This is a genomic window from Kosakonia sp. CFBP8986 (assembly GCF_034044935.1).
Taxonomy (GTDB): domain Bacteria; phylum Pseudomonadota; class Gammaproteobacteria; order Enterobacterales; family Enterobacteriaceae; genus Kosakonia; species Kosakonia cowanii.
In genome coordinates this window covers 619,266-640,592 of record NZ_JAXCXB010000003.1, presented here as the reverse complement: position 1 = coordinate 640,592, position 21,327 = coordinate 619,266, and the positions used below count along the sequence as shown (strand labels likewise).

20 protein-coding genes are annotated in these 21,327 nt (G+C 55.8%); 2 read left to right on the top strand and 18 right to left on the bottom strand.

The window, feature by feature from the left end:
- Positions 1-40: 40 nt before the first annotated feature.
- Genes nlpE through SOM48_RS09655 form a run of 3 tightly spaced genes read right to left on the bottom strand, consistent with a single transcriptional unit; the run spans position 41 to position 1,735 of the window.
- Positions 41-736, bottom strand: a complete 696-nt coding sequence (nlpE, locus tag SOM48_RS09665; protein WP_128483610.1) for an envelope stress response activation lipoprotein NlpE — start codon at positions 734-736, stop codon at positions 41-43.
- A 31-nt stretch (positions 737-767) separates the two neighbouring features.
- Positions 768-1,193 (bottom strand): alternative ribosome rescue aminoacyl-tRNA hydrolase ArfB, encoded by a 426-nt coding sequence (gene arfB, locus SOM48_RS09660; protein ID WP_076768867.1) that lies wholly within the window; start codon positions 1,191-1,193, stop codon positions 768-770.
- Complete coding sequence (locus SOM48_RS09655) at positions 1,190-1,735, bottom strand: YaeQ family protein (protein WP_139567577.1); 546 nt, start codon at positions 1,733-1,735, stop codon at positions 1,190-1,192. The genes arfB and SOM48_RS09655 overlap by 4 nt, the downstream gene beginning before the upstream one ends.
- A gap of 194 nt (positions 1,736-1,929) precedes the next feature.
- Between SOM48_RS09655 and SOM48_RS09650 the strand changes: the two genes are divergently transcribed.
- Positions 1,930-2,130: a YaeP family protein gene (locus SOM48_RS09650; protein ID WP_023480353.1), complete on the top strand. Its 201-nt coding sequence runs from the start codon at positions 1,930-1,932 to the stop codon at positions 2,128-2,130.
- Positions 2,117-2,377: a Rho-binding antiterminator gene (rof, locus tag SOM48_RS09645; protein ID WP_023480196.1), complete on the top strand. Its 261-nt coding sequence runs from the start codon at positions 2,117-2,119 to the stop codon at positions 2,375-2,377. The genes SOM48_RS09650 and rof overlap by 14 nt, the downstream gene beginning before the upstream one ends.
- Before the next feature lie 25 nt (positions 2,378-2,402).
- Here the strand turns inward: rof and tilS are convergent, their stop codons facing one another.
- From tilS to ispU, 15 genes are all read right to left on the bottom strand, one after another.
- A complete protein-coding gene (tilS, locus tag SOM48_RS09640) occupies positions 2,403-3,713 on the bottom strand; it encodes a tRNA lysidine(34) synthetase TilS (RefSeq protein ID WP_414672790.1) in 1,311 nt (436 codons plus the stop codon).
- Between the two features lie 48 nt (positions 3,714-3,761).
- Complete coding sequence (locus SOM48_RS09635) at positions 3,762-4,151, bottom strand: VOC family protein (RefSeq protein WP_023480267.1); 390 nt, start codon at positions 4,149-4,151, stop codon at positions 3,762-3,764.
- Between the two features lie 58 nt (positions 4,152-4,209).
- Positions 4,210-6,348, bottom strand: coding sequence for a lysine decarboxylase LdcC (locus tag SOM48_RS09630; RefSeq protein ID WP_320511843.1), 2,139 nt, complete (start codon positions 6,346-6,348; stop codon positions 4,210-4,212).
- 111 nt (positions 6,349-6,459) lie between these two features.
- Positions 6,460-7,419, bottom strand: coding sequence for an acetyl-CoA carboxylase carboxyl transferase subunit alpha (gene accA / locus SOM48_RS09625; protein WP_023480513.1), 960 nt, complete (start codon positions 7,417-7,419; stop codon positions 6,460-6,462).
- A 12-nt stretch (positions 7,420-7,431) separates the two neighbouring features.
- A complete protein-coding gene (gene dnaE / locus SOM48_RS09620) occupies positions 7,432-10,914 on the bottom strand; it encodes a DNA polymerase III subunit alpha (RefSeq protein ID WP_320511842.1) in 3,483 nt (1,160 codons plus the stop codon).
- 37 nt (positions 10,915-10,951) lie between these two features.
- Positions 10,952-11,548: a ribonuclease HII gene (gene rnhB, locus SOM48_RS09615; RefSeq protein WP_042712004.1), complete on the bottom strand. Its 597-nt coding sequence runs from the start codon at positions 11,546-11,548 to the stop codon at positions 10,952-10,954.
- Entirely contained in the window at positions 11,545-12,693 is a 1,149-nt protein-coding gene (gene lpxB / locus SOM48_RS09610) for a lipid-A-disaccharide synthase (RefSeq protein ID WP_076768869.1), read from the bottom strand. The genes rnhB and lpxB overlap by 4 nt, the downstream gene beginning before the upstream one ends.
- On the bottom strand, positions 12,693-13,481 hold the full coding sequence (lpxA, locus tag SOM48_RS09605; RefSeq protein WP_313163497.1) for an acyl-ACP--UDP-N-acetylglucosamine O-acyltransferase: 789 nt from the start codon (positions 13,479-13,481) through the stop codon (positions 12,693-12,695). The genes lpxB and lpxA overlap by 1 nt, the downstream gene beginning before the upstream one ends.
- Positions 13,482-13,484: 3 nt before the next feature.
- The gene (fabZ, locus tag SOM48_RS09600; protein ID WP_023480493.1) at positions 13,485-13,940 is read right to left on the bottom strand and encodes a 3-hydroxyacyl-ACP dehydratase FabZ; all 456 of its coding nucleotides are present in this window, start codon (positions 13,938-13,940) and stop codon (positions 13,485-13,487) included.
- Positions 13,941-14,113: 173 nt separating this feature from the next.
- Positions 14,114-15,142, bottom strand: coding sequence for a UDP-3-O-(3-hydroxymyristoyl)glucosamine N-acyltransferase (lpxD, locus tag SOM48_RS09595; RefSeq protein ID WP_034813316.1), 1,029 nt, complete (start codon positions 15,140-15,142; stop codon positions 14,114-14,116).
- A gap of 3 nt (positions 15,143-15,145) precedes the next feature.
- Positions 15,146-15,640 (bottom strand): molecular chaperone Skp, encoded by a 495-nt coding sequence (gene skp / locus SOM48_RS09590; protein WP_023480303.1) that lies wholly within the window; start codon positions 15,638-15,640, stop codon positions 15,146-15,148.
- Between the two features lie 114 nt (positions 15,641-15,754).
- A complete protein-coding gene (bamA, locus tag SOM48_RS09585; RefSeq protein WP_076768870.1) occupies positions 15,755-18,169 on the bottom strand; it encodes an outer membrane protein assembly factor BamA in 2,415 nt (804 codons plus the stop codon).
- 31 nt (positions 18,170-18,200) lie between these two features.
- The gene (gene rseP / locus SOM48_RS09580) at positions 18,201-19,550 is read right to left on the bottom strand and encodes a sigma E protease regulator RseP (protein WP_128483613.1); all 1,350 of its coding nucleotides are present in this window, start codon (positions 19,548-19,550) and stop codon (positions 18,201-18,203) included.
- Between the two features lie 11 nt (positions 19,551-19,561).
- Entirely contained in the window at positions 19,562-20,419 is an 858-nt protein-coding gene (gene cdsA / locus SOM48_RS09575; RefSeq protein ID WP_076768871.1) for a phosphatidate cytidylyltransferase, read from the bottom strand.
- 12 nt (positions 20,420-20,431) lie between these two features.
- Positions 20,432-21,190, bottom strand: a complete 759-nt coding sequence (gene ispU, locus SOM48_RS09570) for a (2E,6E)-farnesyl-diphosphate-specific ditrans,polycis-undecaprenyl-diphosphate synthase (protein ID WP_023480217.1) — start codon at positions 21,188-21,190, stop codon at positions 20,432-20,434.
- Positions 21,191-21,327: the final 137 nt, after the last annotated feature.

Genomic DNA, 21,327 nt, shown 5'->3' with positions numbered 1-21,327 from the left:
AAAGCCCCGTTTAACGGGGCTTTTTTTATGCTGTCAGAGACTACTCATCACAGCCTTTATCCGCGCTGAATTTGCCTTTGTTATTCGTCACCAGCACTTTCTGCGCCGCGCCGGTATCCGGGTTCGGCTCCAGCGCAAAATGCCCCTCCACCACCAGCAGAATTGGCTTCAGCTCCGTGCCGCGCGCCGCCGCATAATCGCGCTCAAGCTGCGCGTTGCTGGCCACCGCCACCTCTTTTCCGGTCGCGCAATCGGTAAAGACCGCCGCATCCGCCATATATTTATACATACCGCGCATCGCCATCGGCGTGGTTGGCAGTGGTGCTTTTACCGGCTGCAGGGTGTAGTTGAGCGACGACTCAATAGGGTTACCCTCCTGATCCAGCATCTCCAGCGCGTCACCCTTCGCACGGAAATAGGTCTTGTCACCCTGGCTATCGGTAAGGACTAATTTGTCCGCCGTGCGCGCCCAGTTGCCATAGGTGCCGAAGACCGATGGCGCTTTCCCGCCCTGGTAACGCTGGTTCATTACCCAACTGCCATCTTTTTGCAGAAACAGCGAGGTTTCAATACCTTCACAATCCGCGCAGGGCAACACACCTCGCCAGCTCTGCTGCATCGGTTTCAGCTCTTCGACCTGGGTCGGCTGCACCATCTCGGTCTCGTTACGGTTATTACAGCCGAAAAGGGCAAAGAGGGTACACCCTGCCGCAACGGCTAAAATCGCTCTGTTCACACTCGTTTCCTTATGCTTGTTCTCTTTCTGTTTATCCGCCGTCATGGCGACGGACTTTGCCGCGCAGAGATTTGACCGTCGACTTTTGTGACTTCGTCGATAACCGCCGCTCTTTCGAGGCGCGGGTCGGGCGCGTGGCCCGGCGGCTTTTCTGCACTACGGTTAACTCTTTAATCAGCGCCACCAGGCGGGCTATTGCTGCTTCGCGATTCATCTCCTGGCTGCGGTACTCCTGCGCTTTGATAACGATCCAGCCATCCTGGCTTATCAAATGGTGCGACACCTCCAGCAGGCGCGCCTTGTAATACTCTGGCAGGCTGGAGGCGCGAATGTCAAAACGCAGATGAATGGCGGTTGAGCTTTTGTTGACGTGCTGGCCGCCCGCACCCTGCGAGCGCACGGCGGTGATATCCAGCTCATCCTCAGGCAGCGAGACGGAGCGGGAGATCTCAATCATGGTTGCTGCCAGGTTTCAAAATGGAACTCCACGTTTTGCGACGCATCAGAGAGCCAGATTGCGCCATCCTGCAAAGTCGCCTGCAGATTCATGGTGCGATCGTCGGCAAATGCGCTGAGCGCTGCCAGCTGTGCGTCATCAAGATACCAGATACTTAAATTGCTGAAAGTTGCGCAGCGCGCCTGGTTTTGCTGCCACCAGATATTCGCCGCCCGTGAGTTATAGGTAAAGAGCGCCACCTCTTTTGCCTGGTTGCACGCCTTCTTTAACCGCTTTTCATCAGGCAGGCCAAGCTCAATCCACAGATCGATCCCGAGGTAGTCATTGCGCAGCCACGCTTCCGGCTCATCATCAGCGCTCAGCCCGCGCGTAAACTGCAACCGCTCGTCGGCATACTTTATCCAGGCCAGCAGGCGCAGCATCATGCGCTCCTGCGTTTCGGAAGGATGACGGGCCAGCGTCAGGGCGGCATCTAAAAACTGGTTCCGATCCATGTCGGCTACATTCACCGTCGCCTTATAAATTGTCGCTTTTAACGCCATTACATCCTCCTTCATAAAATGGCCGCCATTGTAGCGAAAATAAGCATAAAGCGCTGTTATCTCTTGCCGCGTGCGTTATTCATCGCTCTGATAATGGTAAACAAGCTATGGTATAGTCACCTTGCTAAACAGAGGTTAACTTCGTAGGCTTAGGGTTATCTCACAGTAAAGCCGGGAGACTGGCAGGAGGTGATGTGGATAATTATTGTGAGCTAGTGCGCAAACGTTATGCGGAAATCGCCAGCGGAGATGTAGGGTATATCCCGGACGCGCTGGGGTGCGTATTGAAGGTCTTGAATGAAATGGCGTCGGATGACACCCTTTCAGAGTCGGTCAGGGATAAGGCAGCTTATGCTGCCGCGAACTTACTGGTGAGCGATTATGTCAATAAATGATGCCTATCAACCCATCAATTGTGATGATTATGACAATCTTGAACTCGCCTGCCAGCATCATCTTTTATTGAAGCTGGAAATGAAAGATGGCGAGGTCCTCAGCGCCAAAGCGAACGATCTGCTGTTACGTAAAAACGTTGAGTATCTGGTGATTGACGCCGCCGGGGAGACCCGTGAACTGCGTCTGGACAGAATCGCCAGCTTCAGCCATCCCGAAATCGGCACCGTTGTGGTGAGCGAGTCCTGAACAGTACGGGCAGCGTCGCTGCCCGTTATCTTTGCCACACCAGACGCACACCCGTCTGCCCTGCCTCTTTTACCCCTTCCTGCGTTACAAACCGATCGGCCGCCGCAATCAGCGTATCGCCATAAAAGAGCAGCGGCGTGGCATCGCGCTGCCAGGGTGGAATGCCCAGCTCCTGCCAGATTTTTTTCAGCTTGCGCCCGCCGTGCCGACCCACAATGTGGATCAGGCCGGACGCCTGAAAGCGCACCGAAACCACGTCATCGACAGTGGGCGCGCGTAACTCACCGCCGAGGAGCAACGACAGTGATCCCAATCCCTGCGGCAAAGTGAGCGTGGCGAAAGGCGCAGGCCAGGCAAGCTCGGCATCACGCGGATGCGCGGTGCGTTTCACCCACCATAAACATCCCTGATAGCGCCGCACCTCATCGTCACCAACGCGCAGGCACGGCACAGCATCTTCCCGGGCGAGCGCCACCTCCTGCCACAGGCGATCGAGCATCGCCCGCGAAGGCATCATCGCCCCGCGCTGCGCCAGCCAGCGGCGCAAAAGTGCTCGCCGCCGCGCATCACTGTAACCGGTGAGAGGCGCAATCGTCAGCGCCCCCTCTGCGGTGGTCACTGTTGATAACGACTCCGCCAGCAGTTCATCAAGTAACTGTTCCTGTTCACCGCACAGCGTGGCACTGCGCGCTGCCGCGTCGGCAAAGTGCGGCCAGCGGGCATTTAACAGAGGCAGGATATTCTGGCGCAGGAAGTTGCGATCGAAGCGCGTGTCGGCGTTGCTCTCATCCTCGATCCAGCTGAGATGATGATCGCGCGCCCACTGCTCAAGGGACGCCCGGCTCTGGTTGAGCAACGGGCGGATCAGCTGCGTATCGCCAAATGGCAGGCTCTGAGGCATCGCGGCCAGCCCTGCCGGCCCGCTACCGCGTTTAAGCGCTAACAGCACCGTTTCAGATTGATCGTCGAGATGCTGCGCGGTGACAAGCACCTCACCAGGCAGCAGGGCTTCGCGAAATGCCTGATAGCGCGCGGTACGCGCCTGCGCCTCAATCCCCTTCCCTTCATCCACCAGCGTGACGCGAACGGTTAATAACGGGATCTGCCAGCTCTCACACAGTGATTCGCAGTGCGCCGCCCAGCGATCGGCATTCGGGCTTAAACCGTGATGCACATGAATTGCGCGCAGCTGCACATCGGGGTGATCTTCACGCCAGAGCCGCAGTTGATGCAGCAAAACGGTGGAGTCTAACCCGCCGCTGAACGCCACCAGAAACTGGCGTGATTCGGTTGGCAACGAGAGAAGCAGTGGCGTGGTCATAGTGAGTGTTAACACGGGAACAATGCCCGGCACGTTACCGGGCATTCACAGAAGTGGCAAGCCTTACTGCTGGTAAAGCTCCAGCGGCAGGCCGTCGGGATCGTTAAAAAAGGTGAAGCGTTTATCGGTGCAGGGGTCGATGCGGATCTCTTCACACGCCACGCCGTGGGCGGTGAGATGGGCAACCGCCTGGTCAATATCATCGACGCTGAACGCCAGATGGCGCAGCCCACAGGCTTCCGGCCGGCTGGGGCGCGCAGGCGGGAATGGAAAGGAGAAAAGCTCGATAACGTACTGCCCGTTAAGCGCCAGATCGCCTTTCCATGAGTCGCGCGCTTCGCGATAGACTTCACTGAGCAGCGTAAAGCCGAGGATGTCGCAGTAGAAAGCTTTGCTCTTCGCATAATCCGTCGCAATGATGGCGATATGGTGAACCTGTTTTAAACCCAGCATAATCTCTCCTTTTTTTGATGCCAGAACGTTACGCCCGCCGCGAAACGCCCGCAACCATTCAGCGCGTTTTTAGGACTCTGACGTAATAACCCCCCTCTTCGTCCCGTTTTGCACCGTGAATATCCGTTTCGAAACCGGGATAGTGGCGGCCAATGGCGCAGAGCATTAGCAGAAAATCGAGCACTGCCCGGCTCTGCTCGGTGATCATCTCGCCCGGCATCACCAGCGGCACGCCCGGCGGATAAGGCAGGATCATATTGGCGGAAACGCGGCCGATGAGCGCTTCCAGCGCTACCGTTTCGACATCGCCACGTACCTGTCGCTGCCACGCCTGATGCGGCGTCAGTTTCATCTCCGGCAACACGTCGAAGGCCTGCAACATCAGGCGCGGCAGATCGTGCTGGCGGATCAGCTTATGGATCCCCTGCGCCAGATCCTGAATGCGCATATTGCGGTAGAAGTCGGGATCTTCTGCGTAGAGATCCGGCAGCATATTGCGCACCCGCAGATTGAGATCGTAGGCGCGCTTAAACTCCATCAAACCGCGCAACAGACCCATCGCCCGCGTTTTATCAATACCGATACTGAAGAGAAACAGCAGATTATAGGGCCCGGTTTTCTCCACCACTACGCCGCGCTCATCAAGGAACTTCGCCACCAGCGCCGCCGGGATCCCTTCGTCGCCCATATTGCCGACCTCATCCATACCCGGCGTCAGGATCGTCACTTTCACCGGATCGAGGAACATATGATCCTCGTCGGCTTCGCGAAAACCGTGCCAATCCGCACCGGGCGCCACCGGCCAGCACTCCGCTTCATCAATCTCTTCCGGCTGCCAGATGTCAAAGAACCAGCCATCGGCCTCCTCTTTCAGCCGCTGTACCTCTTTGCGGAAGTGGAGCGCGCGCTCTACAGAGCGGTTAATCAGCCGCTTGCCGGGGTTGCCGCGCAGCATCGCCGCCGCCGTTTCGATGGAGGCGACCAGCGGGTAACTTGGCGAGGTGGTGGTATGCATCATAAAGGCTTCGTTAAAAGCATCTTCGTCATATTCACCTTTGATATGAATCAGCGACGCCTGCGAGAAGGCGGCCAACATTTTGTGCGTCGACTGGGTTTCATAAAAGACTTTCCCCGGCACGCGCTCGCCGCTCATGCCGCTCTTCCCGGCGTAGATCGGATGGAAATTGGTATAGGGCACCCAGGCGGAGTCGAAGTGAATCGACGGCACATCCAGCGTCTTCTTGATCCAGTCGGTGTTGTAGAGCAGGCCATCATAGGTGGAGTTAGTGATCACCGCATGCACCGGCCAGCTTGCACCTGGCGTAGCAACGATCTTCTGCTCAATGCTGGCTGAGGTAAATTCACGGCGCGGAATGCCGCCAAGAATGCCCAGCGCGTTGCGCCCCGGTTTCAGCCACAGCGGCGTGACATCGCTCATCATCAGCAGGTGAGCCAGGGATTTGTGGCAGTTACGATCGATAAGCAGCGTACTGCCGGTTGGTGCGGCGTACATACCGACAATCTTATTGGAGGTGGAGGTGCCGTTCGTCACCATATAGCTCTGCTCGGCACCAAAGGTGCGGGCGATATACTCCTCCGCTTCAAGATGCGGGCCGGTGTGATCGAGCAGCGATCCGAGCTCCGTCACCGAGATCGAGACATCCGCTTTCAGCGTATTGCCGCCGAAGAAGTCATAGAAGAGGCAGCCGACCGGGCTTTTCTGGTAGGCGGTGCCCGCCATATGCCCTGGCGTACAGAAGGTGTACTTCCCCTCCTTTACGTAGGTAAACAGCGCCCGGGTAAAGGGCGGGGTAATGTTTTCCAGATACTCTTTGGTGTATTGCGCGATGCGCGTCGCAATATCATCCGCCACGCTCAGCGCATATTCGAAGAACCACAGCGCCATGCGCATATCCTGGGAGCTGACATCCATTGTTGAGTGGGTATTGATAAAACCGTAGAGCGGGAGGTATTCGTTAAGCTGGTTGATCTCGCAGCACAGGTCGAGGTTGTACTCGTCCCAGTCAAAGATCACGCCGCAGATGCGGGGGTTGTGTTCGATAAATTTCAGTAAGTCGGTGCTGTTTCTCGGCCAGATGATCTGAAAACCCTGCGCCTGTAAGGCCTGCTCCAGTTCCTTAATCGGCTCATCTTTGTAGAAAACGCCATGGGGTCCCATGATGGCAATAATATTCACAACTACCTCCGTTAAAAACCTTAGCTAAGCATAGTTGAGGTAAACAGCAGGTATAAAAAAAGCCGCACCCGGGGTGCGGCTCATTATCGCGTTTTACACAGCGTTTCGCTATCAGGCGTAGCCGTAGCTCATCAGACGCTGGTAACGGCGGTTGCGCAGATCGTCTTTGCTCAGCCCTTCCAGATCGGCGAGATCTGCCAGCAGCTGCGCTTTCAGCGAAGCGGCAATGGCTTCCGGGTTGCGGTGTGCGCCGCCCAGCGGTTCCGGAATGATAGAATCGATCAGTTTCAGCTCTTTCAGACGCGGTGCGATGATGCCCATTGCATCGGCCGCCAGAGGTGCTTTGTCCGCGCTTTTCCACAGGATCGAGGCACACCCTTCCGGGGAGATCACCGAGTAGGTGCTGTACTGCAGCATATTGACTTTGTCGCCAACGCCAATCGCCAGCGCGCCGCCGGAGCCGCCTTCGCCAATCACGGTGCAGATAACCGGCACGCTCAGGCGAGACATTTCACGCAGGTTGCGGGCAATCGCTTCCGACTGGCCACGCTCTTCCGCGCCAACGCCCGGATAGGCACCCGGCGTGTCGATGAAGGTAATGATCGGCATGTTAAAGCGTTCCGCCATCTCCATCAGGCGCAGCGCTTTACGATACCCTTCCGGCGCTGGCATACCGAAGTTGCGGCGGATCTTCTCTTTCGTTTCACGGCCTTTCTGATGACCAATGATCATCACCGGGCGACCATCCAGACGCGCGATGCCGCCAACGATAGCTTTATCGTCAGCATAGGCGCGGTCGCCGGCCAGCTCGTCAAATTCGTCGAACGCCAGGCGAACATAATCCAGGGTGTATGGACGCAGCGGATGGCGGGCTAACTGCGCAACCTGCCAGGCACCGAGATCGGCAAAGATTTTACGTGTCAGCTCTACGCTCTTTTCACGTAGACGATGCACCTCTTCGTCGATGTTAATATCCAGTTTTTCATCCTGACGGCCAACGGCGGTCAGAGAATCGATTTTCGCTTCCAGCTCAGCAATCGGCTGTTCGAAATCAAGGAAATTCAGACTCATAGTATTCCTGTATTAGTCAAACTCCAGTTCCACCTGCTCCGAACCAATGAGGCCACGCAGATCGTTAAGTAAACGATCGCTCGGAGAGACACGCCAGGTTGCGCCGAAGCGTAACCGCGCGCGCGCATCCGCCCTCTGGTAATAGAGATGTACTGGAATGGTTCCCGAACGGTGGGGTTCCAGAGACTGACGGAGTCGGTTTAAAAGCTGGTCATCAATTTGCCTGTCCGTCAGCGATATAGCAAGCCCGCGGGCATATTTTTCACGGGCCTCGTCAATGTCCATGACTTCACGGGCGGTCATTTTAAGCCCACCGCTGAAGTCATCAAAGCTGACCTGTCCGCTGACGATGAGTATGCGGTCTTTTTCCAGCAGCTGCTGGTATTTATCCAGCGCATCAGTGAACAACATCACTTCAAGACGCCCGGAACGGTCATCCAACGTACAGATGCCGATACGATTGCCGCGCTTGGTGACCATAACCCGCGCAGCAATGACGAGCCCGGCCGCCGTGGTGACCTTCCCACGTTCGGTCGGATGCATGTCTTTCAGCCTGTAGCCTCCGACATAGCGCTCTATCTCTTTTAAATACTGGTTGATCGGGTGTCCCGTCAGGTAGAGCCCCAACGTCTCCCGCTCGCCCTCAAGCTGAACCTGCTCCGGCCATGGCTGGCAGCTGGCGTAGGATTGCTCAATCTGCTCCGGCTCTTCCGCCAGCACGCCGAACATATCTGCCTGGCCGATCGCTTCCGCTTTCGCGTGCTGATCGGCCGCTTTCAACGCATCGCCGAGCGAGTTCATAAGCGCCGCGCGGTGCGGGCCAAGGCGGTCGAACGCCCCGGACATAATCAGCTTTTCCAGCACCCGGCGATTGAGCTTTTTGATATCGGTGCGCGCACAGAGATCGAACAGCTCGCGGAAATAGCCGCCGTTGTTACGCGCTTCGATAATCGCTTCAATCGGCCCTTCGCCCACGCCTTTGATCGCGCCGATGCCGTAGACGATCTCGCCATCGTCATTGACGTGGAAGTGGTAGAGCCCGGAGTTAATGTCCGGCGGCAGGATCTTCAGCCCCATGCGCCAGCACTCATCCACCAGCCCGACCACTTTCTCGGTGTTGTCCATATCGGCGGTCATTACCGCCGCCATAAACTCGGCCGGATAGTGCGCTTTCAGCCACAGGGTCTGGTAGGAAACCAAAGCATAGGCGGCGGAGTGTGATTTGTTAAATCCATACCCGGCGAATTTCTCCACCAGGTCGAAGATTTTTATCGCCAGCTCGCCATCGATACCGTTTTTCTTCGCGCCATCTTCAAAAATGGAGCGCTGTTTGGCCATCTCTTCCGGCTTCTTCTTACCCATCGCACGACGCAGCATATCCGCGCCGCCGAGGGTGTAACCGGAGAGCACCTGGGCAATCTGCATTACCTGTTCCTGATACAGGATAATGCCGTAGGTCGGCTCCAGCACCGGCTTCAGGCTCTCGTGCTGCCACTGCACGTCCGGGTAGGAGATCTCTTCGCGCCCGTGCTTACGGTCGATAAAGTTATCTACCATGCCCGATTGCAGCGGACCGGGGCGGAACAGCGCCACCAGTGCGATCATATCTTCGAAGCAGTCCGGCTGCAGACGCTTGATCAGATCCTTCATGCCGCGGGATTCAAGCTGGAAGACCGCCGTGGTCTCCGAGCGTTGCAGCATGTCGAAGCTCTTCTTGTCTTCAAGCGGAATGGCGGCGATATCCAGCGGCGGCTCGCCCTGCTTCTCGCGCCGGGCGTTGATCATCTCCAGCGCCCAGTTGATGATGGTGAGCGTACGCAGGCCGAGGAAGTCGAACTTCACCAGCCCGGCGTATTCCACGTCGTTCTTATCAAACTGGGTAACCGGATGCTGCCCGGCTTCATCGCAGTAAAGCGGTGCAAAATCGGTAATTTTGGTAGGCGCAATCACCACGCCACCGGCGTGTTTACCGGCGTTACGCGTCACCCCTTCCAGCTTGCGCGCCATGTCAATCAGCGCCCGCACCTCTTCGTCGGCTTCGTAGATCTCCGACAGCTGCGGCTCTGCTTCAAAGGCTTTTGCCAGCGTCATGCCCGGATCGGGCGGCACCAGCTTGGAGATACGGTCGACAAAGCCATAGGGGTGGCCCAGCACGCGGCCAACGTCGCGGATAACCGCTTTCGCCGCCATGGTACCAAAGGTGATGATTTGCGACACCGCGTCGCGGCCATACATATCCGCCACGTGCTCGATTACCTGGTCACGTTTCTCCATGCAGAAGTCGACGTCGAAGTCGGGCATCGAGACACGTTCGGGGTTAAGGAAACGTTCGAACAGAAGGTCAAACTCCAGCGGGTCAAGATCGGTGATCTTCAGCGCATAGGCGACCAGCGACCCGGCACCGGAACCACGTCCAGGCCCAACGGGCACGCCGTTATCTTTCGACCACTGGATAAACTCCATAACGATCAGGAAGTAGCCAGGGAAGCCCATCTGGTTGATAACCTGCAGCTCAATGTCGAGGCGCTCGTCGTAAGGCGGGCGTTTCTCGGCACGCACTGCCGGATCGGGGAAGAGGAATTCAAGTCGCTCTTCCAGCCCCTCTTTCGATTTCACGACCAGGAAATCTTCGGTGGTCATATCCCCGGTCGGGAACTGCGGCAGGAAGTACTCGCCGAGGCGCACGGTGACGTTACAGCGTTTAGCAATTTCGACGCTGTTTTCCAGCGCTTCCGGAATATCGGAGAAGAGTTCGCACATCTCCTCTTCGTTGCGCATATATTGCTGCGGCGAGTAGTTACGCGGGCGTTTGGGATCGTCGAGGGTAAAGCCGTCGTGGATGGCGACACGAATTTCATGGGCGTCAAAGTCGCCCTCTTCGAGGAAGCGGACATCGTTGGTGGCGACAACCGGCACCCCCTGCGCTTCTGCCAGCGCGACCGCCGCGTGCAGGTAGTTCTCTTCGTCCTGACGACCGGTGCGGATCAGCTCCAGATAGTAGCGATCCGGGAAATGGGTTTTATAGAAATCGAGGCACTGCTCCACCAGCGCGCTGTTACCGCGCAGCAGGCTTTTGCCGACGTCGCCCATTCGCGCGCCGGAAAGCAGGATCAGCCCTTCGTTAAGCTCAATTAGCCAGTCGCGATCGATATAAGGGCCCGCCGCGCCGTAGCCGCGCTGATAGGCGCGCGAAATCAGCAGCGTCAGGTTCTGGTAGCCGGTATTGTTGGCGGCGAGGACGGTAAGCTGCGTCAGCTCGTCACCAATCAGATCGCACTGCACGTGGAAGTCAGCGCCGACGATGGGCTTGATCCCGGCACCGTGCGCCGTTCCGTAGAACTTCACCAGACCGCAGAGGTTGGTAAAATCGGTGATCGCCAGCGCGGGCGAGCCAAGGGCGGCCGCCTTCTTCACCAGCGGCCCGGTTTTCGCCAGCCCGTCAATCATGGAGTAGTCGCTATGCACCCGCAGGTGTACGAAACGTGGTTCAGCCATTATTCAATTCCAGCCTGTAGTTTCACGTTCTTAAGAATCAGGAGACGACGCCCAACGCGCGCCTGACCGGCGCAAAGCTGCGTCGGTGATGCTCGGTTGCGCCATGCTCCGTCAGCTTTTCCAGATGAAAAGCCGTGGGATAGCCTTTATGTTGTGCAAAGCCATACTGCGGGAAGATCGCATCCAGCGCGGCCATTTCGGCATCGCGCGTGACTTTGGCGATAATCGACGCCGCGCTGATTTCAGCCACACGGCTGTCGCCTTTCACCACCGCCATCGAGGGCATGGCAAGCGCTGGGCAACGGTTGCCGTCAATCAGCACGTACTCCGGCGTAATAGCAAGCCCGGCGACCGCGCGCTGCATTGCCAGCATCGTGGCGTGCAGAATATTAAGCTCATCGATCTCGTGCGGCTCCGCGCGGCCGAGACTCCAGGCCAGCGCTTTCTCTTTAATCTCATCAAAGAGCGACAAACGGCGTTTTTCGGAAAGTTTTTTTGAGTCGTTGAGACCCACAATTGGCCGAGCGGGATCGAGGATCACCGCCGCCGTCACAACCGCGCCGACCAGCGGGCCGCGCCCTACTTCATCCACACCCGCAACAAGATGCGTGTGCGGATAAACAAACTCAATCATTTTGCTAACTCCAGTACCGCGTCCGCTGCCTGTTCATCGGCATTACAGCGGATGCGCTGATGCAGCTCGCGAAACAGATCATGCATTTCATGGCGGGTTTCACTGTTCGCCAGCAGCGGTTCCAGTGCGGCAGCCAACGCCTGCGGCTGGCACTCTTCCTGCAACAGCTCTTTAACCACTTCGCGCCCGGCGAGCAGGTTCGGCAGGGAAACATAGGGCGTTTTCACCAGCCGTTTCGCCAGCCAGAAGGTGAAGGGCTTCATACGGTAGCCGACCACCATCGGGCATTTCGCCAGCATGCACTCCAGCGCTGCGGTGCCCGAGGCAAGCAGCGCGGCATCGGACGCGATCATCGCTTCCCGCGCCTGGCCATCAAGCAGGTGCACCGTCAAATCCGGCGCAACTTGCGCTTTGATCTGCTCAAACTGCTCGCGGCGTTTCGCATTGACCAGCGGAACCACTACTTCCAGCTCCGGGTAGCGCTCACGCAGCAGCTGCGCGGTACGCAAAAAGTCGGCGCTCAGCATCTCGACTTCTGCACCACGGCTGCCGGGCAGCAGCGCCAGGCAGCGCGCCTGCGGGCTAATCCCCAGATGCGCGCGCGCCGCATTTTTATCGGGATCGAGCGGCATGGCATCGGCCATGGTGTGCCCGATAAAGCGGCATGGGACATTAAACCGGTCGTAAAACGCTTTTTCGAAAGGGAGAAACGCCAGTACCAGATCGGTGGCTTTACCAATTTTGAAAACGCGCTTTTGTCGCCACGCCCAGACAGACGGGCTGACGTAGTGAATCGTTTTGATGCCGCGTTTTTTTAAATTACCCTCAAGGGTAATGTTAAAGTCTGGCGCATCAATCCCGACAAACACATCGGGTTGCAGCTCGCTGAAGCGACGGGTCAAATCAGCGCGGATATGCAGCAGGCGACGCAGACGGCCAAGCACTTCGACGATCCCCATCACCGCCAGCTCTTCCATCTCATACCAGGCTTCACACCCTTCAGCCTGCATACGCGGGCCGGCAACGCCAACAAATCGGGCGTTGGGCACGCGCGCTCTCAGTGCGCGGATAAGACCGGCACCAAGAATATCGCCGGAGGTTTCTCCGGCGACAAGAGCTATCGTAAGCGGACGCTTGTCGACCATTAACGGATCAGGCCACGCGTCGAGCGCTCAAAGAACTGCATAAACGCATCAACTTCCGGGTGCTTCGCGGCAAGCTCGGCAATCTCCGGTTTTGCTTCGTCGAGCGTTTTACCGCTGCGATAGAGCAATTTGTACGCATTACGGATAGCCACAAGCGCTTCGCGGCTGAAGCCACGGCGTTTCAGGCCTTCGATGTTCACGCCATACGGCGTGGCATGGTTGCCCTGAGCAATGACATAAGGCGGTACGTCCTGCGCGACGCCGGAGCAGCCGCCAACCATCACGTGCTCGCCAATAATGCAGAACTGGTGAACTGCCGTCATGCCACCGATGATCGCAAAATCACCGATTGTGACGTGGCCGCCCAGCGTTGCATTATTCGCGAGGATGCAGCGGTTACCGATAATGCAGTCATGCGCAACGTGCGAGTTGATCATCAGTAAGTTATCGCTGCCCACCTTCGTCAGTCCAGCGTCCTGTACTGTGCCACGATGGATGGTGACGCTTTCGCGAATGCGGTTGCGATCGCCAATTTCCACACGGGTCGGCTCACCAGCATATTTCAGATCCTGGTTTACTTCACCGATGGAGGCGAACTGATAAATCTCGTTATCACGACCGATTTTGGTGAGGCCGTTAACAACAACGTGAGATTTCAGTACGGTCCCTTCGCCGATTTCGACGTGAGGTCCCACAATACAAAACGGGCCAATATGAACGTTGGCGCCAATGACGGCACCCTCTTCAACAATGGCGGTAGGATGAATAAAGGCGGTTTTATCAATCACGTATCAGGCCTCCCGGCTACGTGCACACATCATAGTAGCTTCACAAACAACTTTACCGTCAACCATAGCAACCCCTTTAAAGCGGGTCACGCCACGGCGCGTTTTCTCGAAAGTGACTTCCATGATCATCTGATCGCCAGGCACAACGGGGCGCTTAAAGCGCGCTTCGTCGATGCCGGCGAAGTAGTACAGCTCACCCGGTTCCAGTTTACCAACGCTTTTAAACGCCAGAATACCGGTTGCCTGCGCCATTGCTTCGAGGATCAGCACGCCCGGGAAAATCGGTTTGCCAGGGAAGTGGCCCTGGAAAAACGGTTCGTTTACCGTAACATTTTTGACTGCGCGCAGAAAACGACCCTCTTCAAAATCCAGCACACGATCTACCAGTAAGAACGGGTAGCGGTGCGGCAGAAGCTCCAGGATCTCTTCAATGTGCAGAGTATGAGTGTCAGTAGTCAAAATACTCTTCCTGTCTAAATATACAAAAAAGCAATAATAACACGGCCCGCGACATTCCTGAGAATGCCAACAGGCCGGGGAGTATATACACTTTATGCGTCGAGTTGCAGAGGCGTTTTGTCGCTTTTTCTGTTAACCCGAACGCTTTTGTGTACAAGCGTCAGGTGAATGAATTACTCGTCTTGTTGATTTATCTTGCGCTCGACAGCTTTCAAACGCTTACTCATCTCGTCGATATTCATCACCAGGGCTGCGGTTTTTCGCCACGTTTTATTGGGTTGTAACGGAATGCCGGAAGAATAAATGCCTGGCTCAGTGATAGGACGCATCACCATACCCATCCCCGTTACCGTAACCTTGTCGCAAATTTCCATATGCCCGTTGATTACGCTGGCTCCGCCAATCATGCAGTAGCGGCCAATTTTCAGGCTGCCTGCCATGATGACGCCACCGGCAACGGCGGTATTGTCGCCAATCACAACGTTATGTGCAATCTGACACTGGTTATCGATAATTACGCCGTTACCGATACGGGTATCATCAAGCGCGCCGCGGTCGATGGTGGTACATGCGCCAATCTCGACATTGTTGCCGATGATTACGCGACCAAGTTGCGGGATTTTCACCCAATTTCCGCGATCGTTAGCATAACCAAAGCCATCCGAACCTATTACCGTCCCCGATTGAACCAGGCAGTTCTCACCGATTTCAATCTCATGGTAAATAGATACGTTGGCCCAAAGACGCGATCCTGCGCCAATTTTCGTATTTTTCCCCACGAAGCAGCCCGGGCCGATCACGACGTTGTCGCCGAGGGTCACCCCGGATTCAATCACCGCATTCGCGCCGATAGAGACATTGCTGCCCAGCGTCGCGGTCGGATCGATAACGGCACCAGGGGCGATGTTCTGCGCAGGCTGCGGCGTGGTATCAAGAATTTGTGCCATACGCGCGTAGGTCAGATAAGGGTTCTTCACGACCAGTGCGGCGCTGTGGGCAAAAGGAAGATCGTCCTGCGTCATTACAACGGCAGAGGCCTGGCATGCGGCCAGGTGTTCACGGTATTTAGGATTTACCATGAAAGTGATATGACCTGCTTCGGCAGATTGCATGGACGCAACGCCGGTGATGACGATATCGCCATCACCGTGTAATTCTGCATCCAACTGCTGAGCTAAATCAGCGAGTCGAATTGAAGGCATTACTTATTTAACCTGTTTCAGTACATCAGCGGTGATGTCTTTCACATCATTGCTGTTGTAAATAACGGCATTGGCAGGGATAACCAGATCCACACCCTGATCGGCAGCGACTTTCTTCACTGCGGACTGGATGCGGGTGACCAGCTTGCCGCGCTCTTCGTTAGAGCGGCGAGCCTGATCCTGCTCAAAAGCCTGCGCTTTCTGAGCGAATGCCTGGCGACCGGAAGTGATATCTTTTTCCAGTTTGCTGCGCTCGCTCGCTTTCATGGTAGAACCGTCGCGCTGCAAACGCTGTGCTTTTGCTTGCAGGTCGGACTCCATGCTCTGCAGTTCGTTGGCACGGCCGCCGAATTCGTTTTTCATGGTCTGAGAAACGCCGGAAGTCTGTGCGACCTGCTGTAACAGGTTACCCATATCAACAATCGCAATTTTGTCAGCAGCTTGAGCCGACGCGGCCATTGCCAGACTTAAACCTGCAGCTAATAACAACTTTTTCACAATTAACTCCTTACCATCCCGTTTGTACCCGGAGGTACAGCTCTTTGCGAGGCTGGGCTTCTTCGAAGCCGCAGCCATCACTACACTGCTTGCGCATTCCTTTGCAGTGCGGCGTTACCAGGTTTTACCGATGTTAAACTGGAACTGCTCCGCTTTGTCTCCATCGTACTTTTTAAACGGCTGGGCGTAGGAGAAGACCAACGGCCCCAATGGGGACATCCATTGTAGTGCGATACCGGCAGACATGCGGATATTGCTCGGATCGCTATAATCCGGAATACCCAGCGCTTTCATCTCCGCGGTATTTTGCCAGTTCGTATCCCATACGCTGCCCGCATCCCAGAAGAAGGAGGTACGTACAGAGTTAGCATACTTCTCGCTGATAAACGGCGTTGGCGTGATCAGCTCAGCGCTGACAACACCCATTGCGTTACCGCCCACCGCATCGTCAGACTTACAGAATTTCGACGTGGTAGTGTTACAGTTTTCCAGACCGCTGCCGCCGTAGTAGACCGCTTTCGGACCAATGTTATTGGACTGGAAGCCGCGCACGGTGCTGGAACCACCTGCATAGAAGTTCTCATAGAACGGCATTTCTTTGCTACCGATACCGTCGCCATAGCCCCAACGTGTACGACCCAGCATCACCCATTTGTGATCCTCGTCAATCGGGAAGTAGGACGCGGTATCGACAGTGACTTTGTAGAACTCGTTATCGGAGCCCGGAATCGTCACTTTACCGTTCAGGTTGACGCGTGAACCTTTCGTCGGGAAGTAACCGCGGTCAAGGTTGTTATACGTCCAGCCATAGTTGAAGGTGAAATCATCCGCTGAATAGCCGTTGCTGTCATCCCTGGTGCTGGCATTCTGCCCCACGGAGTCGAGATAACGCCACATGGCGATCTGCGGCTGCATCTTCGACAGGCTGTTGTGCACGTAGCCTAAACCGGTGCGCAGCGTGTTGTATTCGTTGATCGGGAACCCGAGCGTGCCATCCAGACCATAACTTTTGTTGGTGTAGGATGAGAGGTCCGCGTCGTCCGCTTTAAAGTCGTTGTAGAACAGACGGCCGCCGAGGCTCACGCCATCAACCGTGAAGTACGGGTTGGTGACCGAGAGTTCCGAGTAGGTCTGGTAGTCGTTCTTGGTGCCGCTGATGCCAACAGAGTAACCGGTACCTAACCAGTTATCCTGCTGCACGCCGACCTGGAAGCTAACGCCGCTTTCCGTGCCGTAACCGACACCAAAGTTGAAGCTACCGGTGTTACGCTCTTTGACCTTGTAAACCACATCAACCTGATCCGGGCTGCCCGGAACACGCTGCGTTTCGCTATCGACGGTTTCAAAGTAGCCGAGACGGTTCAGACGCTCTTTACCCTGATCGACCAGATCGCTGCCGAGCCATGCCCCTTCCATCTGGCGCATTTCGCGACGCAGAACGGTATCTTTCGAGGTGTCATTGCCTTCAAAGCGGATCTTACGCACGTAGAAACGGTTACCCGCATCGACGTTGATATGCAGCTTAACGGTCTTATCGGCGTCATTAATCTCAGGCTGAGACTGTACGCGCGGATAGGCATAACCATAGCGACCCAGAAGCTTTTTAATATCGTCTTCCATTTTGGTCACTTTGGTGCCGTTGTAGAGCTCGCCCGGCTGAATTTTGGTCAGGCCTTCAATTTCCGCTGAGTGGCCCGCCAGATTGCCGGCAACCTGCACGCCAGAAAGCTTGTACTGATCGCCTTCGGTAACGTTAACGGTAATGTAAATGCCTTTTTTGTCCGGCGTCAGGCTAACCTGAGTCGAATCAATGTTGAAACGGGCATAACCGCGATCCAGGTAGTAGCTGCGCAGGGTTTCAAGATCGCCCGCCAGCTTCTGTTTCTGGTATTTACGATCGCCGACTACGTTCCACCATGGCACTTCATCGCGCAGCTGGAAGTTAGAGATCAGCTGTTCGGTTGAAAACGCGTGGTTACCGACGATGTTGATCTGCTGGATCTGCGCGGAGACGCCCTCCTGGAAGACCAGCTTAAGATCGACGCGGTTACGCGGCAGCGGCGTGACGACAGCTTTTACGCTGGCGCTGTATTTACCGACGCTGTAGTAAAAATCTTCCAGCCCTTTTTCAATATCGGAGAGGGTGGTGCGATCCAGTGATTCGCCAACACGCACGCCAGAAGCCTCAAGGTTCTGTTTCAGCATGTCATCTTTTACCGACTTGTTGCCGGAGAAGGTGATGCTGGCGATTGTCGGGCGTTCTTTCACCTGAACGAGAAGGGTATCGCCATCACGCAGGACACGAACATCCTCAAAGTTGCCAGTGGCAAACAGTGCGCGAATGGTGTTACTGATGTCTTCATCATTCACCGTATCGCCTGGACGTACTGGCATACTGAGGAGGGCCGCACCAACGGCGACACGCTGTAGGCCTTCGAAATGAATATCCTTCACTACGAACCCCTCAGCACCGTATACGGTGGCGCTGCTAAACAGCAGCGACGCTATGAGCAACTTTTTCATCGCCATCGTTATTATGCGTTCTTCCTAACAAACTCTCTTACAAGCGAGAGAAATCATTGAAAAGTGCAAGCCCCATTAACAACACCAGCAAAATAGAGCCAATGCGATAACTAAAGTCTTGAACTCGCTCGGATACCGGTCCGCCTTTCAGCTTCTCAATCGCTAAAAACAGCAGATGTCCGCCGTCTAAAACGGGGAGCGGGAACAGATTGATAATGCCTAAGTTCACGCTTATCAAAGCGAGGAACATCAGGTAGTAAATCAACCCGAACTCTGCTGACATCCCAGCCCCCTGGGCGATAGAGATCGGCCCACTGAGGTTGTTCAGTTTTACATCACCGGTGATCAATTTCCCCAACATACTGACCGTCAGCTTCATCAACTGCCAGGTTTTACCCGTGGCTTCGGCGATGGCGCTGAAAGGCCCGTACTGGCGTACTGTCTTATATTCATCCGGCAGCGGGATAATTTTGGGCACTACGCCCGCAAAACCCTCTGCCTTGTTACCGGGTTTCGTATCCGGTACCAGTGTTACAGACAAGGGAGTCCCCTGCCTGTCCACGTCTAACGCTAACGCCTTACCGGGGTTGTCCCGCACCAGCGTGACAAAGGTGGTCCACTGCGTTAACTGCTGACCCTCGACTTTAACGATCCTGTCGCCTGCTTGCAAACCTGCTTTGCTGGCGGCGGAACCGCTCTGGACTTCAGCGAGCAGCGGTTCCAGCTGCGCGGAGCGCGGCCGAATCCCCAGCGACATCACCGGATCGTCCTTGTCAGGCGCAAAGGTCCAGTGGCGCAGGTCCAGCACTTTATCCTGTCGATTGTTACTGCCGAAAGGTGCCACGCTGACGGTCGTCTGACTGTCACCGATTTTTGACACCAGCTGTAAGCGCACTGCATCCCAATCAGGCGTTTCGATACCATCAATGGCTTTAAGTTCCGTGCCGGGTGCAATTTGCGCGCTTGCAGCGATAGAGTTGGGCGTTATTTCACCAATTACCGGGCGAACGCCAGGGACGCCGATGATAAACACCAGCCAGTAGGCGAAGATAGCGAAGATGAAGTTGGCGATGGGACCCGCCGCGATCACTGCGGCGCGCTGGCCAACGGTTTTGTTGTTAAACGCGAAGTGGCGCATCTCCGGGGCGACCGGCTCGACGCGCTCATCGAGCATTTTGACGTAACCGCCAAGCGGGATCAGGGCGATAACAAATTCGGTGCCCTGCTTATCGAAGCGGCGCCAGAGCGCTTTACCAAAACCGATGGAGAAGCGCTCGACGCGGACGCCGCAACGGCGAGCAACCCAGAAATGGCCAAATTCATGCACCGTGATCAAAACACCAAGCGCAATAATGAACGCCGCCAGATTCCAGAGAATGCTCAGCATAAAACCTTCCGTCAAATCGTCCTGAAAACCAGCAGTAACAGACAGGCAAATACGGGAACCGCCGCCGTCAGGCTGTCAATGCGATCCAGTATACCGCCGTGGCCTGGAATAAGATGACCACTATCTTTAATGCCGGCTTCACGCTTGAACATGCTCTCGGTTAAATCGCCCAGCACCGAAGCAAGCGCGGCCACCACAGAGCAGATCAGCAGCGTTGAGTGCGCCACTTCAAGGTTCGCCCATGCGCCGTAGCCCCAGGAGATGATCCCTGCGGTCAGCAATCCGCCGAGGAAACCTTGCCAGGTTTTACCGGGCGACACTTTCGGTGCCAGCTTATGTTTGCCAAACAGTTTGCCAAACATATAAGCACCCGAGTCCGCGCCCCAGACAAGGATCATGACGTAGAGCAACCAGATTGCGCCGCTGTAGGGGTTGACCTCATAGTGCCAGACCCGCAGCGCCAGCATGCCCCAGAAGAAGGGAATGATGGTGAGAACGCCAAACAGCAGGCGCAGCGCTTTAGAGTTGCGCCACAGCGCCGCAGAGGCCGGATAACCCAGCACCAGCCCCAATGCCGCCAGCCACCACACCAGAGAGGCCCAAAGCGAGCCTTCAACCAGCGGCTGGTGAACGTTGTGATGATACTCCGGCAGCGTAAACAGCATCAGCGCTAACAGCAGCCCACAGAGCACCGCCAGCCACACGCGCTGCGTGCGCGAAGTTAAGCCGCTCAGCTGACCCCATTCCCATGCGGCGAGCATGCAGACGGCGAGAGTGATAATCGCAAATCCCACCGGTGGCAGCAAAAAAAGCGCCGCGATAACAATGGGTATCAATACAAACGCAGAAATCAGGCGATACTTCAGCAAAAGCAACCCCCATCAGGCTTTGTCGCCACCAGGCTCGGTACCACCGAAACGACGCTCTCGATTAGCAAAGGCATTCAGCGCACCTTCAAAGTCTTGTTCATCAAAATCAGGCCAAAGAACATCAGTAAAGTAAAGTTCGGCATAGGCAATTTGCCAAAGTAAAAAATTACTTATGCGATGTTCGCCGCCCGTCCTAATCACTAAATCAACGGGAGCCAGCTCATGCATGCAGACTTGCTTGTTCAGCGTCTCTTCATCTATTTCGTCCGGGCGCAACAGCCCTTCCTGCACTTGCTCAGCTAAATGCCGAACTCCCTGAACGATATCCCAACGCCCACCGTAGTTGGCGGCGATATTTAACGTTAGCCCGCTGTTCTGGGCGGTTAACGCTTCCGCTTTGCGGATTCGCTCCTGCAAACGCGCATTAAACCGGCTGGTATCGCCAATAATGCGTAAACGAACATTATGGCGGTGCAGGCTTTTCACTTCGCTATCCAGCGCCCACACAAACAGTTCCATCAGCGCGCTCACTTCCTGCGCCGGACGGTTCCAGTTTTCGCTACTAAAAGCATACAGCGTCAGCGCGTCGATACCATTGTTGGCGGCAAAAGAGACTGCGCGGCGAACGGATTTCGCTCCCGCTCTGTGTCCAAAGGCACGGAGTTTCCCCTGCCTTTTTGCCCAGCGACCATTGCCATCCATAATTATCGCTACATGGCGGCAGCCATGCGTTGGCAAATTTTCGCTTATCGGTTGGTTAGCAGACAACATAACGCGTTTTAGTCCCTGAAAAGGATTTAGCGGTACTCAGGAATACAAAAGCCTTCACACAAAAAAGCCGCGCAAACCACGGCTTACACAATTCGCCATAATAAAAAGCGGCAATTTTGTGGCGCAGACTATATCAC

Bases quoted from the DNA above. Each gene is read 5' to 3' on its own strand.
- arfB (WP_076768867.1), bottom strand. From the start codon at position 1,193: ATGATTGAGATCTCCCGCTCCGTCTCGCTGCCTGAGGATGAGCTGGAT.
- SOM48_RS09655 (WP_139567577.1), bottom strand. From the start codon at position 1,735: ATGGCGTTAAAAGCGACAATTTATAAGGCGACGGTGAATGTAGCCGAC.
- rof (WP_023480196.1), top strand. From the start codon at position 2,117: ATGTCAATAAATGATGCCTATCAACCCATCAATTGTGATGATTATGAC.
- SOM48_RS09635 (WP_023480267.1), bottom strand. From the start codon at position 4,151: ATGCTGGGTTTAAAACAGGTTCACCATATCGCCATCATTGCGACGGAT.
- accA (WP_023480513.1), bottom strand. From the start codon at position 7,419: ATGAGTCTGAATTTCCTTGATTTCGAACAGCCGATTGCTGAGCTGGAA.
- dnaE (WP_320511842.1), bottom strand. From the start codon at position 10,914: ATGGCTGAACCACGTTTCGTACACCTGCGGGTGCATAGCGACTACTCC.
- rnhB (WP_042712004.1), bottom strand. From the start codon at position 11,548: ATGATTGAGTTTGTTTATCCGCACACGCATCTTGTTGCGGGTGTGGAT.
- lpxB (WP_076768869.1), bottom strand. From the start codon at position 12,693: ATGGTCGACAAGCGTCCGCTTACGATAGCTCTTGTCGCCGGAGAAACC.
- lpxD (WP_034813316.1), bottom strand. From the start codon at position 15,142: ATGCCTTCAATTCGACTCGCTGATTTAGCTCAGCAGTTGGATGCAGAA.
- bamA (WP_076768870.1), bottom strand. From the start codon at position 18,169: ATGGCGATGAAAAAGTTGCTCATAGCGTCGCTGCTGTTTAGCAGCGCC.
- rseP (WP_128483613.1), bottom strand. From the start codon at position 19,550: ATGCTGAGCATTCTCTGGAATCTGGCGGCGTTCATTATTGCGCTTGGT.
- ispU (WP_023480217.1), bottom strand. From the start codon at position 21,190: ATGTTGTCTGCTAACCAACCGATAAGCGAAAATTTGCCAACGCATGGC.